Annotated in this window: 26 protein-coding genes and 1 pseudogene; 4 read left to right on the top strand and 23 right to left on the bottom strand. The window is 35.1% G+C overall.

Features of this window, described 5'->3' with window-relative positions; all coding sequences use genetic code 11:
* Window positions 1–26: 26 nt before the first annotated feature.
* The 11 genes from ACIQXW_RS06270 to ACIQXW_RS06220 all read right to left on the bottom strand — a co-directional run bounded on the left by ACIQXW_RS06270 (window position 27) and on the right by ACIQXW_RS06220 (window position 4891).
* A complete protein-coding gene (locus ACIQXW_RS06270; RefSeq protein WP_402760497.1) occupies window positions 27–314 on the bottom strand; it encodes a hypothetical protein in 288 nt (95 codons plus the stop codon).
* Between the two features lie 10 nt (window positions 315–324).
* Entirely contained in the window at window positions 325–498 is a 174-nt protein-coding gene (locus tag ACIQXW_RS06265; RefSeq protein WP_402760495.1) for a hypothetical protein, read from the bottom strand.
* A 13-nt stretch (window positions 499–511) separates the two neighbouring features.
* Window positions 512–1249, bottom strand: a complete 738-nt coding sequence (locus ACIQXW_RS06260) for a PD-(D/E)XK nuclease-like domain-containing protein (protein WP_402760493.1) — start codon at window positions 1247–1249, stop codon at window positions 512–514.
* 16 nt (window positions 1250–1265) lie between these two features.
* Window positions 1266–2159, bottom strand: a complete 894-nt coding sequence (locus ACIQXW_RS06255; RefSeq protein ID WP_402760491.1) for a hypothetical protein — start codon at window positions 2157–2159, stop codon at window positions 1266–1268.
* A 73-nt stretch (window positions 2160–2232) separates the two neighbouring features.
* Window positions 2233–2457: a YqaI family protein gene (locus ACIQXW_RS06250; RefSeq protein WP_402760489.1), complete on the bottom strand. Its 225-nt coding sequence runs from the start codon at window positions 2455–2457 to the stop codon at window positions 2233–2235.
* Window positions 2454–2663: a hypothetical protein gene (locus ACIQXW_RS06245; RefSeq protein WP_402760487.1), complete on the bottom strand. Its 210-nt coding sequence runs from the start codon at window positions 2661–2663 to the stop codon at window positions 2454–2456. Before ACIQXW_RS06245 ends, ACIQXW_RS06250 begins: the two co-directional genes overlap by 4 nt.
* A gap of 282 nt (window positions 2664–2945) precedes the next feature.
* Window positions 2946–3212: a hypothetical protein gene (locus tag ACIQXW_RS06240; RefSeq protein WP_402760485.1), complete on the bottom strand. Its 267-nt coding sequence runs from the start codon at window positions 3210–3212 to the stop codon at window positions 2946–2948.
* The gene (locus ACIQXW_RS06235) at window positions 3200–3499 is read right to left on the bottom strand and encodes a helix-turn-helix domain-containing protein (protein WP_337981371.1); all 300 of its coding nucleotides are present in this window, start codon (window positions 3497–3499) and stop codon (window positions 3200–3202) included. The genes ACIQXW_RS06240 and ACIQXW_RS06235 overlap by 13 nt, the downstream gene beginning before the upstream one ends.
* A gap of 181 nt (window positions 3500–3680) precedes the next feature.
* A complete protein-coding gene (locus ACIQXW_RS06230) occupies window positions 3681–3902 on the bottom strand; it encodes a hypothetical protein (protein WP_402760482.1) in 222 nt (73 codons plus the stop codon).
* Window positions 3899–4645, bottom strand: a complete 747-nt coding sequence (locus tag ACIQXW_RS06225; RefSeq protein ID WP_402760481.1) for a phage antirepressor KilAC domain-containing protein — start codon at window positions 4643–4645, stop codon at window positions 3899–3901. The genes ACIQXW_RS06230 and ACIQXW_RS06225 overlap by 4 nt, the downstream gene beginning before the upstream one ends.
* Before the next feature lie 24 nt (window positions 4646–4669).
* Window positions 4670–4891, bottom strand: coding sequence for a helix-turn-helix domain-containing protein (locus ACIQXW_RS06220; protein ID WP_402760479.1), 222 nt, complete (start codon window positions 4889–4891; stop codon window positions 4670–4672).
* A gap of 163 nt (window positions 4892–5054) precedes the next feature.
* Between ACIQXW_RS06220 and ACIQXW_RS06215 the strand changes: the two genes are divergently transcribed.
* The 3 genes from ACIQXW_RS06215 to ACIQXW_RS06205 are packed head-to-tail and all read left to right on the top strand — an operon-like array spanning window position 5055 to window position 7236.
* The gene (locus ACIQXW_RS06215) at window positions 5055–5504 is read left to right on the top strand and encodes a helix-turn-helix domain-containing protein (protein ID WP_402760477.1); all 450 of its coding nucleotides are present in this window, start codon (window positions 5055–5057) and stop codon (window positions 5502–5504) included.
* Between the two features lie 21 nt (window positions 5505–5525).
* Entirely contained in the window at window positions 5526–5966 is a 441-nt protein-coding gene (locus ACIQXW_RS06210; RefSeq protein WP_402760475.1) for an ImmA/IrrE family metallo-endopeptidase, read from the top strand.
* A gap of 55 nt (window positions 5967–6021) precedes the next feature.
* A complete protein-coding gene (locus ACIQXW_RS06205; RefSeq protein ID WP_402760473.1) occupies window positions 6022–7236 on the top strand; it encodes a tyrosine-type recombinase/integrase in 1215 nt (404 codons plus the stop codon).
* A gap of 84 nt (window positions 7237–7320) precedes the next feature.
* On the opposite strand, the gene ACIQXW_RS06200 is transcribed toward ACIQXW_RS06205, so the two are convergent.
* The 6 genes from ACIQXW_RS06200 to ACIQXW_RS06175 all read right to left on the bottom strand — a co-directional run bounded on the left by ACIQXW_RS06200 (window position 7321) and on the right by ACIQXW_RS06175 (window position 11633).
* Complete coding sequence (locus ACIQXW_RS06200; RefSeq protein WP_402762518.1) at window positions 7321–7431, bottom strand: acyl-CoA thioesterase; 111 nt, start codon at window positions 7429–7431, stop codon at window positions 7321–7323.
* A gap of 163 nt (window positions 7432–7594) precedes the next feature.
* Window positions 7595–8014, bottom strand: coding sequence for a hypothetical protein (locus ACIQXW_RS06195; RefSeq protein WP_402760471.1), 420 nt, complete (start codon window positions 8012–8014; stop codon window positions 7595–7597).
* Between the two features lie 74 nt (window positions 8015–8088).
* Complete coding sequence (locus tag ACIQXW_RS06190; protein WP_402760470.1) at window positions 8089–8229, bottom strand: hypothetical protein; 141 nt, start codon at window positions 8227–8229, stop codon at window positions 8089–8091.
* A gap of 171 nt (window positions 8230–8400) precedes the next feature.
* Window positions 8401–10101, bottom strand: a complete 1701-nt coding sequence (locus tag ACIQXW_RS06185; protein ID WP_402760468.1) for a hypothetical protein — start codon at window positions 10099–10101, stop codon at window positions 8401–8403.
* A 344-nt stretch (window positions 10102–10445) separates the two neighbouring features.
* On the bottom strand, window positions 10446–10769 hold the full coding sequence (locus tag ACIQXW_RS06180; protein WP_402760467.1) for a hypothetical protein: 324 nt from the start codon (window positions 10767–10769) through the stop codon (window positions 10446–10448).
* Window positions 10770–11372: 603 nt separating this feature from the next.
* The gene (locus ACIQXW_RS06175) at window positions 11373–11633 is read right to left on the bottom strand and encodes a hypothetical protein (RefSeq protein ID WP_402760465.1); all 261 of its coding nucleotides are present in this window, start codon (window positions 11631–11633) and stop codon (window positions 11373–11375) included.
* A gap of 216 nt (window positions 11634–11849) precedes the next feature.
* On the opposite strand from ACIQXW_RS06175, the gene ACIQXW_RS06170 reads away from it, so the two are divergent.
* On the top strand, window positions 11850–12347 hold the full coding sequence (locus ACIQXW_RS06170) for a GNAT family N-acetyltransferase (RefSeq protein WP_402760463.1): 498 nt from the start codon (window positions 11850–11852) through the stop codon (window positions 12345–12347).
* Window positions 12348–12817: 470 nt separating this feature from the next.
* Here ACIQXW_RS06170 and ACIQXW_RS06165 read toward each other — a convergent pair whose 3' ends face one another.
* The 6 genes and pseudogenes from ACIQXW_RS06165 to ACIQXW_RS06140 form a co-directional block, all read right to left on the bottom strand.
* A complete protein-coding gene (locus ACIQXW_RS06165) occupies window positions 12818–13282 on the bottom strand; it encodes a GNAT family N-acetyltransferase (protein ID WP_401016510.1) in 465 nt (154 codons plus the stop codon).
* A 131-nt stretch (window positions 13283–13413) separates the two neighbouring features.
* Window positions 13414–13563 carry a hypothetical protein gene (locus ACIQXW_RS06160; RefSeq protein ID WP_402760461.1) on the bottom strand — a complete coding sequence of 50 codons (150 nt, stop codon included), beginning with the start codon at window positions 13561–13563 and terminating at the stop codon, window positions 13414–13416.
* Between the two features lie 103 nt (window positions 13564–13666).
* Window positions 13667–14044, bottom strand: a pseudogene (locus tag ACIQXW_RS06155) (BclA C-terminal domain-containing protein); the annotation flags it as partial.
* A gap of 581 nt (window positions 14045–14625) precedes the next feature.
* Window positions 14626–14952, bottom strand: coding sequence for a hypothetical protein (locus tag ACIQXW_RS06150; protein ID WP_402760460.1), 327 nt, complete (start codon window positions 14950–14952; stop codon window positions 14626–14628).
* Window positions 14953–15057: 105 nt separating this feature from the next.
* Entirely contained in the window at window positions 15058–15378 is a 321-nt protein-coding gene (locus tag ACIQXW_RS06145) for a YqfO family protein (RefSeq protein WP_402760458.1), read from the bottom strand.
* Between the two features lie 167 nt (window positions 15379–15545).
* Window positions 15546–15905 carry a hypothetical protein gene (locus tag ACIQXW_RS06140; RefSeq protein WP_402760456.1) on the bottom strand — a complete coding sequence of 120 codons (360 nt, stop codon included), beginning with the start codon at window positions 15903–15905 and terminating at the stop codon, window positions 15546–15548.
* Window positions 15906–15938 lie beyond the last annotated feature (33 nt).

The following is a 15938-nucleotide window of genomic DNA, read 5'->3' as shown; positions in this document are numbered from 1 at the left end:
AATCATCTTGCCTGTTGCCCTTCTGCCTATTTAGCCATTAGATAGTACATTCCATCCCTTGGATCCCACGCTACTCCCGATAACTTCAATTGGTTATAGGAACGTCTGAATATATAGTCAATGTTCTCGCCAACCTTCAAAGTCCCATCAACTTCAAGATGCTTGTTTGGTATCCAAACGTTCTGATTTGTACCATTTAACGTAAATCTTTTTGCTTTTGTATGTTTGTAAGCCCTTTGAATAACTTGAAGTGGAATGCCTTTATAATATTGAACTCTTAAATTTAATTTTTGGTCTTGTCTATATAGATTCACTGTTACCCTCCTATAAAAGCCCTTGCTTCCTCTCGCAAACAGCGAAACTACCACTAACCTTCGTCACCCTATAGTTTGGGTATCTACGCATGTAATCGAGCACCAGACGCCTTATTTCATCGTTATCCTTCGCCTGTTGGAATATCCAAGCAGGCAATAACACTTTTGACGGTACGTTATTCATTCAAATGCACCACCTAATCTAGTAGATATTCAATTTCATAGGTTCCTTCTAACTTCTTTGAAGCCCGGCAGTATTCACACTTATCACAACGATGTGGCTTTTTATGTCCTAACTTCGCTTCTATGATGCTTGGTAACATCGTTTGAACATATTCCTTTTCGAAGTCAAAACGCCCTGTATCGAAGTGTAAAACTGCTTTATCTGGCGGTGGTTCTTTCGTTACTGCCACAATGTATGGATCATAGTAATGACCTGTATTTTGATAAATGATTTCACGATACACCCACATTTGCAGCACATAATCGAAGGCTTGTACAAACGAAACCCAAGTGCTATATTTCTCGCTCCAGTAACGCTTTCTAAGCTCCTGTGTACTCTTTATATCACTGAAAAATCCGCGTTCATGATTGATGTTATCGACTTTGATTTTCCACTCAACACCGAATAATTCACCTGTGTAGATGACTTCTTTTTCACCTTGTAAAGCGAACATACAAAACTCGTCATTTTTAATCGTTTCAATCATGTCATCAGCTTTCTCGTAATCCTTATATTTGTTTCCACGACTGTTATAGATGGTGCTGTGATTTCGCTCTAGAAATTCACGAAATGCCTCATTACTTTCAAAGGCAGCATGTAAGTAAGAGCCAACAAGTAATGCTGTAGAGGGGGGACGAGAAAACTCTCCCCTTACCTCTGCAAATGCTTTAGCCTCGCATTCCATAGCACTTTTAAACTGTGACACTGACATGTAATGTTGGTTTGCCTCATTCGAGTGGTAATTCTGGCTGTTCAATTGAAATGTCGCTTGGCGCATCTTGTTTCACCTCTGCTTTTTGCTCGTCTTTATATGCTTCACCTAAGCCGCTAGATTGGTTTTTCGCATCATCTTTTGGGAACCAATCCTCAACTTTTGACATGCTATCTTTTAAGCTGTTGGCAATGTTGAGAAGCTCAACATAGTCATACTCACTGAAAGAATCAGCGTTGTAACCGAACTTTGTTTCAACCATTTCTTGGGTAACACGATAATGGTCTTTAAAACCTTTTAACATGCTTGCAATCCGGTCTTTTAAAGGACCTTTACTATTTCCAGCTAGTGTTTCCGTACACTGTAAAACTGCTTTATCAACTATGTCGCCCGGAATGACGCCAAGGATGCAAGAACGTAATCGACGAGCTCCATCGTTTGCTACTTTCTCGTATATATCACGTGGATCAGTTAATTGTTTTAAACCCTTTTTTGTACCGATTGCATGTTTTACTGTAAATACTTTTTCTTGGCGTACGTTCGTTTCAAGGTCCCAACAAAAGGCTTTAGCTACCGATTCACCATTCCGTTGCTCTAACTCTTGAATACCGTATGATAAGTTGCCCCAGTTCTGAGCAATTGCCTCTGCTAATCTAATAGATGGACCAGTTACCTTTGTGCCACCTTTCGGATAACTGTACATTGCTGTTTGAGCTAACGCTGGACGTTTACAGGTATCCAACACTCTCTGTTCAGCTTGAAATACGTTTCGTGGAAATTGTTTCGCCATGAAAATTTGCCCTTTTACTTCTTCCATCTCGCGTGAAGCACTAGCTTGTGCTAGAGCTCCACCTTGAAATTGAGGTTGTCCCATTTGAGGGGTGTTGAACTGTTCAGTAAGGTTGTTCATTGAAATTCCTCCTGTAGTGCGCTATAATGAGCGCTAATATATTGTTTTGTAAGCCACTATTGCGAGTAGTGGTTTATTTTTTTGTACAAAATGCTGCACCGAAATACGTTTCTAAATACGTGTGAATGTTGTCAAAATGAACTACATCACCATTTGGGAATTTCATATAATTGTCGTTGCTAACGATTAGAGAACCATAAACATCCCGAAAATCTTCTTCGATATATCGAAATGTTGGAACTTGATTTACTGGCTCGATAGTACCTAACACCATTGGATTTTCTATTAATAAATTCACGCTATTGCCTCCTTCTGTTTGCGTAAAAATTCTGCGTAGGATGCTGTTACATAGGATGTATAACGGATGTTATTTTCAACAGCAACTAGTGTAAGAATGATTCCGTTGAATTGACTAATGATGTCATATTCGCTGAAACGTTCTTCAAAATCTTCTGTTTCAATTCGAGCCTCTGGCATCTTGTTTTTAAACTGTGCAATATTCATGTTCTCACCTTCTTTCTGATGGCTTTCCCATCAAGCAACTTGTAAATTCCTTAGAGGAAACGGCTAACCAACCATTTACAAGCTGCTTGACGGAAGCGAGTTTTCGACTCGCAAACGTCTGATTTTGTGTTATAATGTGGGTAGACTATTACCGCACTGCTGTTTAATCACTCCAATGATTAAGCAGCTTTTTTATTGCCATTTAACTTGGCTAATACTTTCTTGTCACAAAAGAAATGTACATATATTAACTTCTGTTTCAGCGTCATATGCTTCCATGCTCTAATTTTGATGCGCATATTTCTTCATCGCCTCTCCCAGCAAACCTCTATTTGTTAAATCATTGATTACCCACTGAAAGTTTTGTTGATCTTGTAGATGCGCTTTCAATCGATCAATTTCGTGTGATGTTCGCTTAATTTTTTGCATACACTCTGCAGACAACTGGTAATCACCACGTTTGTTATGCAATCCAATCGCTACTAATAAATCCTCATTACAAGCCTCTAACATTGCTATTTTCAGCTTTAATTTTTCTACAATATCCAATTGAACACACCTCCTATAAACATCGGAACCATAGGCATTAACTGAGTTACAGCGTTCACTGTATCCATTCCGAACAGCATTGCTGCAGCTGGTATTTCCGAACCTGTTACATTAATCCACCTTAAAAAAGTTGATAAATCTAAAGTCTTTCGACCACTTTCATATTTACTAACACATGATTGTGTAACATTTAACTCTTCGGCTATATCCTCTTGCGTCATTTTCGCTTTCTTACGAAAGATTTTTAGCATCTTTCCATGTTCTATTGCATCAAACATTTCGTTCATCGCCCCTCTAAATATTCTGTATTAGAATAAATTCCATTGTGGAATACAAATTTCTTCCAAGTTAACTTAATATAGTGATAAGAGGTAGATTTGCCCCTACCTCTTACTAGATTGGTAGTTTGACGAGGCCATTTGCCCTGGCCTCTCCTGTTTAATTGCACCTGCTCGTGCTTTTTTATTTTTAATTCCATTCGTTCATAATGATATTTTTAATAGTTTCTTTTGTTGGCTCAGCCAGCCAGATTCTTTTACTTCGTGGTTTTGGCTTTCTTTCAAACCTTTTAATTCTTGGATCACATAACAGATTAGCTTCAAGAAATGTTTTTTTATATCGCGTCTCCCGAATGATGTCATCAATATCCCAGAAAAGAGTTACATCATCTTTGATTACCTCTTGAATCATATAGCAACCACCTTGGTCAAAAACTTATTAATGAAATAGGCTTGGCCTTTACCTGTAATTTTTGAAGTTCTTGAAATGCTGATTTCACCGCTAGAGTGATAAATTGGTGTTTCTTTTATTTCAAATAAATTTAACTCCATGCTCTTTTGAGTGGGTGTGTTATAGTCAGAACCTTTTCGTTTAATTAAATAGCCATTATCTCTAAGCCATTCGAAAAGTCGCTTTTGTCCGATGTCTATACCATTTTGCTTTAAGATTTTTGCATACTCGCCAATAAGAATTGTGGTTTTACTTGCTTGGATTGCTTCTGCGAAAAGAACTTTCGGTTTTTGTTCTTCTACCTTCGCAGCCAACATTAGTCGTTGTTTTTCTTCCTCAATCCATTTCTCCGCACGAGAAACCGGATCAGAAATTTCATAAGATGGTCGATTCTGTTCAAACAGCTTCTGTTCCATCTGATTGAAAGCTTGAATGTATTGCAACTTGAACAGGATTGCTTTCTTACCTGTGAAGCCCATTGCTAATAAAGTGAAGCCATCTCGATTCATGAGATAAGTTCTTCGAGGTCGTCCATAACTATCTGGTGTATCAGCTTCGAAAAACATCTCCTCAAAATTGAGGACATCTTTTTTAAAGCTTTCAATATCACGCAAAACATTGTCATGACGCTTTTCGAATGAATCTGCTACCTGTGTTGATGATGTTACTGTTTGACGATTTTGAATAATTACTAAATGATCCATAAAGAAACCTCCTTTTGGGTTTTATTAAGCTGATTTATTCTTAGAAAATAAGAATTTATCTTTAAAAAAATCTAGCTCGACGTTTAAACCTATACAAATTTTTTCATACTCATCCGCCGATAAAATAGAATCACCATTAATAACGCGATAAAACCTCTTTAATTCAATAGATGATCTATCAGCAATATAATTCATTTTTAAACCATTGCTTTCTATATACCGACGAATTCTTTCATGTACTTTCATAAGAATCACCTCTTTTTCTTAATATCTAAGAACTTGTTAGGTTAACTATATTTCTTAATTTCTAAGAAGTCAATAAAAATTCTAAGTTTTTAAGAAAAATATTCTTTATTTTTGAGATTATGTTTAAATGTTCTTAAACTTAAAGAAAAAAGGTGGTGTTGTAATGAGAACTTTAGGGGATCGATTAAGAATAGCTCGTCAAAAAAGAGGATTAAGACAAACTCAGGTAAAAGATAGAACTAACATTAATAACAAAACACTTAGTGGTTATGAAAATAATGTTAGCGAACCTGATATGAATACACTTGCTATCCTCACTGAATTATACGGAGTTTCTTATAAATGGCTTTTAACAGGCGAAGGAGAAATGATTCCTAAAATAACAGAAAAAAGGACCTCTCCTTTAACAGAAAAAGATGAAAGAGATATTTCGAAACGAATGGCAGAACTACGTGAAGATTTAACATCTGCAACAGGCCTACTTTTTGATGGAGAGCCGATGAGTGATGAAGCGAAAGAATCTTTATTAGAAGCAATGGAGTTTGGTGTACGCCTTGCTAAGAAAAACAACAAAAAGTATGTACCGAAGAAATATCAAAATGATCAAGAATAATTATGATTCGAGGGGTTGCGGATGGGATGGATCAAAAAGAAGGTTGAGTATTTATATGAGAAATACAATACTAGAAATCCATTTACATTAGCCAGATATATGAAGGTAGAAATTTTTTATTGGGAATTACCTTCAGAAATAAAAGGTTTTTATCAATATGAAAAACGTAATCGTTTCATCTTTATTAATAGTAACTTAAGTATTGATGAACAGCTTATTGTTTGCGCTCATGAATTAGGACATGCAATATTACATACCAAACTAAACACCCCTTTTATGAGGACAAATACGTTTTTCTCTGTTGATAAAGTAGAGATAGAAGCGAACACATTTGCAGCACATCTATTAATACCAGACGAAAGTTTGTTTGATTACTTTGAACAGAAAACCATTTACGATATAGCTTCATTACATAACGTGCCGCTAGAGCTAGTTGAACTTAAATGTAAGAGGCTATTTTAATACATAAAAAAAGAACGTACATTCTTATTCTAAGTAAATTCATTTGAAAGGAGTGATGCAAACGATTTTCTTCAATGTACCTGCTCGTGCTAAAACGGAGGAAATCACAATGGTTAGGAAAAAGTTTTATACTACAAAAAAAGATTGTATTTACTGGTACATGGATTCAGAAAATAAAAAGAAGTTTGCTTTTCGCTATAAATACTATGATCGATTTGGAAAGCGAAAAGAAAAATCTCAACAAGGTTTTGATACTGAACTAGCAGCTGAGCGAGCTTTGATTGAAGTAAAAGCAAACGTATTAGATGGAAATGATAGATATGTCGAAAATGCAAATTTAACCGTGGCTCAATGGATGGAAATTTGGTTTGAAATGAAAAAAAGCGTGTGGCGTCCTGGCACGTATATCCATTATCAAGAGTCTTATAATAACCATATTAAACCTCTTATCGGCCATTATAAATTACAAAAACTCACTAAAATGACTCTACAAAGAGAATTGATTGATGTGTTAGTTTCATATAGATTAAAACGTGCAACCATTCAAGGAATATTTAGAGTGTTTAAGTCTGCTTTATCTTATGCTGTCGATGAAGAAATCCTGTACAAAGATCGCTTTAAGAAAATGGATTTTAGTGCTGCTCCTGCCGGTGATAAAGATAACTTTTATACAGAGGAAGAACTAAAACATTTTCTATCATGCGTGAAAGAAAACGATCCTACAACTAGATATACATCTATTCTAACTTTAGCAATGACAGGTATACGTAAAGGTGAAATGATGGGTTTAACTTGGAAAGACCTTGATTTTAAAACCAAGTCTATCACGATTAATAAAGCTCGTACTAGAACTGGACTAGGACCACCGAAGAGTGAAAATGGTTATAGGAAAATCAGTATGAATGACGAATTATACGTCCAATTAAAAACATATAAAGCTTGGTGTATTAAAAAGAAATGGAATAATAGCATGCAACACAATGATGAGGATTTTGTTTTCATTTCCAGACAAGGTTGTAGCCCAATCGGTTTGACTTATGTCGAGGATGCAATCGATATGATTTGTAATAAGTATGGATTACGAAGAATATCACCTCACGGTTTAAGACATACCGTTGCTTCTATTTTACTTGCCCGCGGTGAAACACTTGTTACAGTAGCAAAAATACTGGGGGATGATCCTAATACTATACTGAAAGTCTATGTACATTCTTTTGAAAAGGATGAAATTAAATCTATTGATACTATGAATCAATTTGCAAGTGGATGATATACAAAAAAATAACCTTCATTTATGAATTTGGGGTACTTTTTGGGGTTCAGTTTCATCTGACCCCCTACCCGCCCTTATATATCAACGTTTTAAACTTGTCTCCATCCAAATGATGTAGTTTGCGTGGTAGACAACGCCCATTTGGTCCGTCTCCGCATATCGAATCTCAATCTGTTTTTCACTCACAAACATTTTCTTCACCTCGTCCTACATTATAGCGTAAAAATATTGACTTGGCGGGGTTTAGGCTTGGGAGATTTCGATAGGTTGTAAAATGAAGGTTAAAAAATTTTGAAATTAACTTAAAATATCAATAAATACTCTACGCCATATAAACACATATATGTTACTTGCTTTATTTCTGATATAATGATGTACCACAGTATTCACAATGGTTTTCTTTCGGGTTTAATGCTGCAGCGCAATTTGGACAATTTAAAGCTTTAACCATCTCTACATCGCTCCCTTTCAAAATATCCAACTCAATAGTATCATTTAGTTTTTGTTGACGAGCCTTTGAACCTGGAATTTCACTTTCCCTTTCAAATCTCTCAGCTGCTGTTTCTCCTTGATCAATAGTTTTGTTATACTTCATAGGCTTTTTCCATAAGTAAATTCCTAAGTATATAAGTATACTAATAATTATTATAAAAATAAATATAAATATCGGTAATATGTGGTAATTAGTTTGAATGACAACTAAAACTCCAATCATAGTAAAAAAAAATGCCCAAAACCATAAAAATAGTGATACAAGACGCAAGAAAAATTTCACTATTATCCCTCCTCATACACAAATATACAGAATTTAGAGGGATTTAACTATATCAATTTTGCATAATGGGTAATTTATCGTTTTCTCTTCCCCTTGCCATTACCACTTCGTTTAGCCTCCTTTTCAGCCTTTTCATCAGCAGCAAGTTTAATTTGCACAGCAGCTATAACGAATGCTTTTTCGTATTTGGGTAATGTATCAAATTCTGACGCCACTTATGAAGTTTGTGAAAGCAGTAATACGGCTGTTTGATGTAGTTTTCAAAGCAAAATCAAAACCCCTCGAATCTCAAGGGTCTTGCATTCTTCTATTTAGTTATTGTAATAATTGTCGATGGCTCACTCTTCAGGTCATAGAAGTTTGGAAGAAGGAAGCCTAAGTTCCTATTAATCTAATGTAAAACCTCTAGAACCATCAACTGCTAATGCCATAGCTAAAGCGTAGAACGCTCGACGAGCTCCAGCACAGTTCGGAGATTCTTTATCAGTGGTAGTAAGGTCTGTAGCAGAATCAACAGTTCCACTTGTATTTGAAGTATCGGCTAATATATCTAAGCGAGCCAAATCCCAAAGGCCAGAACGACCGTGCGATGGAAACTTACTTTGACCGTGTAAAGCTTGACCAACATCAAGTTGAAGTTTAATTGCTTTTGATACTTTATTATCCATACTTGCTATTCCTTGTCCTGTAATTCCAGGATAAACATTAAATAATCCAACCATAGCTTGATTGATTCCCTCGCCTTTATTAGGCATTTGCCACGGATTTTTAATCAACTCGGATGAACCTAACATGGCATTTTCAGGAATATACATTCCCCAATATTTCGCTTGGCTAAACGAATGACTAACTAAGTTATTTTTAATAGTTGAATAGTTATCAAAAATCTCCTTGTAGGTATTAATTAATTGGGTAACCATAACTCCAGAATCCGAATCTATATTCGGAACAAGACTGTGCCATAATGAGGCTGTTGGGTTTTCAATTAAGCTTGCATAAACTTGCAAGAATGTTATTGAAAAAGCATTATATGCAGGAGAATCGAATCGAGCACGTAGCATATTATTTGTCAGGTTCACATCAGAAAACCCCTGAACAGGAAGTACTCTTTTTGCAGATAATGAATTGTTATAGGGCTCTTGCAGGAAACAACCTTTTGAAGCATTAGCCACTGAAGTATTGGAACCCCATTGAGTATAACTAAGAACATCTCGGATTGCATTTTTCAGGTTATGTGCAGGATCTAATGAAGCTCCAGTCTCATTAACCTTTACATCATATACATGCGCTGCCATCCAACAAGCAACAGCATTTAGTGAGGAATTAAGAATAAATCGTTCGTTTTTAGTACTAAAATATGCATGATGATTAATATAATCTTTACCGCTTGTACCTGGTTGAATACCAGCGAAAGTAACCTTTCCCGAATCATCAAGAACAGTTGGATTATCTAAGTAATCATTCTGAGGATCAGTTGATAAATCCGCTGTAGTGATCCAATATCCGATTTGCCCCTCATATGGCCCAGCAGCAAAACGATATGATTTTTCTGAATCATCGTATGTCCAAGCAGACGGAGTACGATAATACTTTAAAATATTGTATTCTCTGGAACTTAATACTTCATTAGCAAAATGCTCTCGGTATTGATCTAACAATGTATCTACATTAGAAAATGAAACATCGCTCTGAGATTCATCTAATTTCTTAAGCATCGCTGTCCCAAGATAAATTAAACCTGCTAGTTGATCAATTGGATTCGTCGGAAAATTAAAAGCTTTATCGATAAGTTTTGGAATAACAGTATTAACAATTTCTTTGTAAACTGCATCATGTTCTCCAGCTTGAGCCTTTTGTTGGGCGAACTGAGCACAGAACATCATTAATTGTCCAACACCTTGTTGAATTGGAGAAGAATTGAATGTTTCACTTGAACCATTTAATAAATAGTTTTGGATAAATTTTCTCACTCGTGGATATCGACCTTTATCCCTCTTATAAGGATGTTTTATAGATAACTGCTCAATAGGTAGTAAAAACGCTTCTGCGAAGGCTTGAGCTTCTTGCAAGGGTGTAAATTTAGTCAAATTAAATCACTCCAATTTTTTATTTTTCACCTTTCTCTATTAAGTGATACCTAATCTTTTTAAATAATTAGGCCGGCCATGTATGTCTTGCCTCGAACGACTTTATGAGGCGCTGGTCGGTCGTCGGTCTGTCTTTCCCTAATATTTAGGATTTTATAAATACCAGGGAAGGAAACCTTTACCGCACAGAACCTACCTCCGAGTTTACATTATTGTATTAATCTTAACTAATGTTGAAAGTATGGCAAGTTTGGAAAAAATACTTTATGTCCACTATTGTGATATATTCTTCTGACATTTAGCAGCCATATCAACTCCCCTATTAAGAACGTTTGTTCGTTTTATTATAGAACTTCCACTTTTAAAATACCTTTCTGATAAGTCTCTTTTAACAATTCTTTTAAATCCTCTTTAACAGTTGATGTTAATGTGTTAGTCATTTTAGGTTCCTCCTTTTGTTGAATTGTTGTTTTCGGCTTCATAGCTTCTTCAATTCGTTTTAAGAAGCTATTCCAGCGATTTTCACTTAATATCCGATGCGGACAGTATTTTCCATTCCAATCTTGATGTTTTTTCACTCGTTCAATGCCCCATCCAGATTGTTTTAATAACAAAGCTATATCCTGCACTGCATTTTCCATTTGTATTGAAAGTAACCTCACCATCATTCGGGATTCCTGGTTGTGCAGTTGTATCATAAATATAAGCAAACCCTGGAAGACCTGTACCTACAGGTTGTTGAGGTACCTGTACTCCTTCCCGGTTATTTTTGTGTTTTAACAAAAGCATTAACATTCGTCAGTATTGACCTCGCTAAAATTGATATATAATTGACTGGGGAAATAAGTTAAAAAATCTATTGCTGACGGATCGCCGTGTGCGATGAAAGTCGCCTGCCCGGTGAAGGCTCGTTATAAAATCGAGATAAAAAGGTATAAGACGAGAATAGCTTAACACCACCAGCACCAAGCATCATCTCTGTCTTGACGTCAATTACTATAAACTTGGAACCAAATGCAGATTTTAATGTGTATCAAGTTATCAACGGGAATATTGTATTTTCTTATTATGTTCATTTTCCGACTAACAATGGAATAATAAACCATCAAAATCCTCAATTTGTTTCTGGTTCATCTTGGTGCGTAACACAAGTCGTAAACGGAGTAGAGAGCCCTTATTCAAATACAATAACGTTTCCGTAAATAATTTCTTTATGACCTCACCATTCGGTGGGGTTCTCTTTTTATACAAAAGTTACTGCACATTTTATTTCAACTACTATACAGCACTAGTTCTTTATCCTTCTTAAACTCCTCAAACCAATCATCATAATCACCATCTAACCTTTTGCCGATTAACCCATGTTTCCTTGGTTTGATTACACCTAATAACTCCAAATCTATAGCAATAATAGCTGCACTAACCTTATGAATATTTAACTTCCGATAAATCAAAGTTAATAGAGAAATCAGCTTCCCCCATACCAATAAATTTTGGAATAAAATGTATCTTCCTTTTACTTTTCGATCCACTCAATCGTCACCTCTGTCCTCGGATTATCCGAATAACACCTATTTTTAATGAGTGTTTATTCATACATTTGCCTCGTCATAATTGTAGAAAAAGGGACTATTATTAGAAAAATAATACTGATATTCCCTACCATTAGTGATACAATAAAAAACTATCAATAGAAGAACAAAGTAAACTCTATGGTGAAAATCACGAAAAAGGAGTTGTAATGTTAGATGGTACAGATTACCCTTCAACAATCCAAAAATTCGGATGTTGAGACAATTGCTAATTTACGGGCAATTGTACTGCATGATGATTTAACTAGACTAGGAAGATTTGATGAAGAAAAGGTACGCCAACGCTTTCGTGATGCATTTGACCCAGTTCATACATGGATCATTAAAGTAGGTTCCTCCTTTATTGGTTGCGTAGCTTTTAAACCGATATTAGATGGGTATCTGGTGGAGCATTTTTATATTCATCCTAATTACCAAGGTAAAGGTATTGGTAGTCAGGTATTGGAATATCTTCTAAAACAAGATTATGTAATAGGAAAACGAGTGACATTAAATGTCCTGCAAGGAAGCTCTGCTCAACGTCTATATGAACGGTTAGGTTTTAAAGTGGATAGTGAGGATCTTATTGACATTTACATGTCTATGGTAGCAGAGTTGAATACAAATAAATGTACCACCGTTCTCTCTGAAGTGGATGATTCCAAAATTGAGTAACATTATGCTTTTTACGAGACTCTCAGAACAGGTTAAATAGAGAACGATAACTTAAACATAATCAACCGTCCTTTTGTTGGACGTTTTCTTTAAGTCGAAAATCAACATTATCGTTTTACATAGCTAATTTAATAAAAAAGTCACTCATTATTTTTTAAAATGAGTGATTTTTTTATTGCCCTATCAATATTTCTTCTACTCCTGATTTTAACGCATGTTGCGCACATCTCATCACTTCATCTTCACCAATTGTAGTTATGGTTACATCGTTTATCTAACTTCTTTGTCTTTGAGCCTTTTGTTAGTTTTGGAACAGCTATGTATGACATTTTGATCTCTCCTTTTACAAGAACGTTCGTTTGTATTTATAACAGAACGATTGCTCTTTTTTTGACAAGTGTATATTTTTGAGAAATAAAAGAAGCCCAGGCTCAAAATTAATTGAGTACCTAGGCACTTCTGTTACATGATCAAATTGTTTTAGCCATAGTTATATTCGTAATTTCATAACCCATTTTTTCATATAAGCCACGTGCAATTTTGTTTTGACCAAAAACGTGTAAACCAATTTTATTTACACCTAACCCTTTAGCAATAGTTTCAATTTCTTTCATTGCTTTCTTAGCATAACCCTGCCCTTGATATTGTTCAAAAATCATAAAATCATAAATAAAACCTTCATTAGGTTTTGTAGGGTCTTTTTGTGCAATCCAAATCATTCCAACTAAAATATCATTGTGAAAGATAGAGAATAAATGATTATTCTCTGTCTGCTCATCTTTTGGTAGCAGTTGATTAAATGATTTCTTCGACAAATCAATCGCTTCATCTTCACTCCAATTTCCAGAAGCAATCTTGTCTTTTGCATAGTCTTCAATTGCAAAACTGATATAATGTTTGAACTCTTCTTGGTTCATAGGTTTTAATGTAATCAATTTATTTTCCTCCCATTCTATTTTTCAATCTTAGCATTTTTTGAAAGTTCCCCAAACTAATTGGTATTACTTCATTTATTTACTATTTACCTCTCCACTATTGAATTGTACTATACAACCCAATTAAACAGTCAGTCATCATTTCTAAATTCTTTAGTAGTCTCTCCTCCCGTTTTTAAGCGCTCCAAAAAACGAAAACAACTAAGTAAATATATAGAATCGACCATACGACTTGAATTTGCTACTTGGCTTGCAGCTGTTACTGTTGTTACCGAATCCATTCCATCATCAATCCTTTACCCTATTCAAAATAAAAAGCCATGAGAAGCATTGAGATTTGCGGATGGAAAAATAAAAGAGCACCCAAGTGGATGCTCTTTATCATTATTTCTTTGTAATACTTAACGAAGTAACTTTAGTCGGATCACCAGGAGTTAATATAGCTACACCCAAAAGATTATATAATTGCAAACTTAAAGAATCACCCGCGATTAAGTTTACTGTAGCTTTTTTAGTTAAATAATTCGTAGGTACTACTGGATTTACCACACTATCTGTAATTTGAGTTCCATTTACCTGTATTCTTGAAGATACCAATATTGGTGTAGTGAGATAAACATGATACTCAAGTTCATAAGTTCCTGATTGTTGAACTGTGAAAGTATTACTTCCAACATTTACAGTTACATTGTTTAACTGTTGATCGTTAGGTAATGGGATATCTGTTCCACTCAATACCACAGCAATCATTGCCCCAGTTGTGTTTTTTGCAGAGTTTAAAACTGTGCTATTCTCGTCTTATCCTTCTCTATCTCTAAGTTTTATAACGAGCCTTCACCATACAGGCGACTTTCATCGCATACGGCGATCCGTCAGCGATAGATATTTAAAACTTATTTCCCCTCAGATAATTATATATTAATTTAAATAATGTCAATACTGACGAATGTTAATAGTAATGTTAATAACAATATAAATAACGCTAAGCCTTTGCTTACGTTTACTATGTTACTAAACAATATGGGACGATTATGCCGTTTGCTGTGCGTCCATTGTTGTTAATAATTGCGTATATTCTTCATCTGCTAGCTGATTCTGCATAGCACCATACTCATATCGTTTACGTTCAATTTAAAACTCATCGCAGCTTACCCAAAATGATACGTTTGGAACATCTGAACCCTTTGGCACATTTGTAACATTTCATAAATTTAACTACATCGGACCTCTTAGTTTAAGGCTGTTTTCTCAAAGATTGTTGCTTCTGGTTTGGCTACCTTCTTCAACTAAAGCACCCTAGAGTTTAAGTAGATTTCTTCGCAAACTTGTATTTTTAAACTAAATTAATTATCACTGTCCACACGCTTCTTTATTTTTCTTAAGTCAATTATAAGCCATTTTAAGATTGCAATTATTAGTATTAAAAGTGGAATTGCCTGGGCGATAAAAAAACCTGTCCAAAAATCTTTCATAGTACTGGTCGGTGAGTCTGTTGCCATTCCACCTATAAAAAAAGCAAATGGCGTTGCGATTACAATCAATCCCAAACTAAACATAATGAATGACAATTTTTTACTTTTAATCTTTGGTAATCCAGCCGACCAAAATAAAATTCCTGCAACTAATAAAATCAAAATAAGACAACTACCCCAAAACATCCAATAACTCAAAGCCTCTACCTCCTAACTAAACGATAGCCCATCCCACTTTTCTGTAAAGATGAAGATGCACCTACCGTCTACTATTTCACCACAAAAACCCATATTGTTATTCAACTAGTTTAATAAAGGAATTACATTTATAATAGGTTCCTCATAAGGATGAATAACATTTATTGCGTTTTTCACTTCTTCTATTTTTGAATATAGACATCTAAATTCCAGCTTACATTCAGTTCCAAATGAAATTTCTCCAATTTCCCCATCATAGGGTACCGCTTTGTCAAGTGGCCTCCAATATCCCTTTGTAACAGTATAAGAAACAACATGGTCATAATTACCGACCGTTAAAACCCCTAATTTATTTAGCTCATTCCTTAGTTGTTCAATGTATTCTTCTGGTAGTAAGACTTCAACTTTTACTGATTTTATATCCATTTGACACCTCAAAATTTTCATAGTTTTCTAAATGATACATAATTCTACCTAATAAATCTTCTAAAAATGTCAGTCTTATATTTTTAAGCATAAAAAAAGAAGGGGTCCAAGGTTACTTCATCATCAAATAAATAACTCGTACTCGTTGTACGCTTATATGGCTCATATTAAGCTTTGCCACCAATCCAACGGAAAGACATGCCCTCTAGCAACCAATAAAGTACTTCTTGCTCTATATCTCCAGCTACCTTGCTTGTTAAATTTTGAACCAAAAGTAGTTCTTCTTTAATCTTGTTAATTCGCACTTCTCGCGCTGCTCTGATTTGAACATGCGTATGTACTAGATCGCTTGTGCCACCAACTGCTTTTGGCATTGTTGCCTCAATTCCGTATTGTGCAGAAGATGCGGCTGCTGTAATTGAAACAAGTTTGTCTTTCATTCTCATGTACTTACACATGTTGTCGTGATACTTCTTAATGGCCTTATCTAGTTGGTAGCGATTTAATTCTGTTTTCTCTTTTAACATAGTTTTGCCCCCTATGATATAATCCTTGTTTAC

The organism is Lysinibacillus sp. NPDC097162 (genome assembly GCF_044762185.1).
In the GTDB taxonomy this organism is placed as follows: domain Bacteria; phylum Bacillota; class Bacilli; order Bacillales_A; family Planococcaceae; genus Lysinibacillus.
Note: the sequence above shows the minus strand (reverse complement) of the source record. Positions and strands in the feature narration are given on the sequence as shown.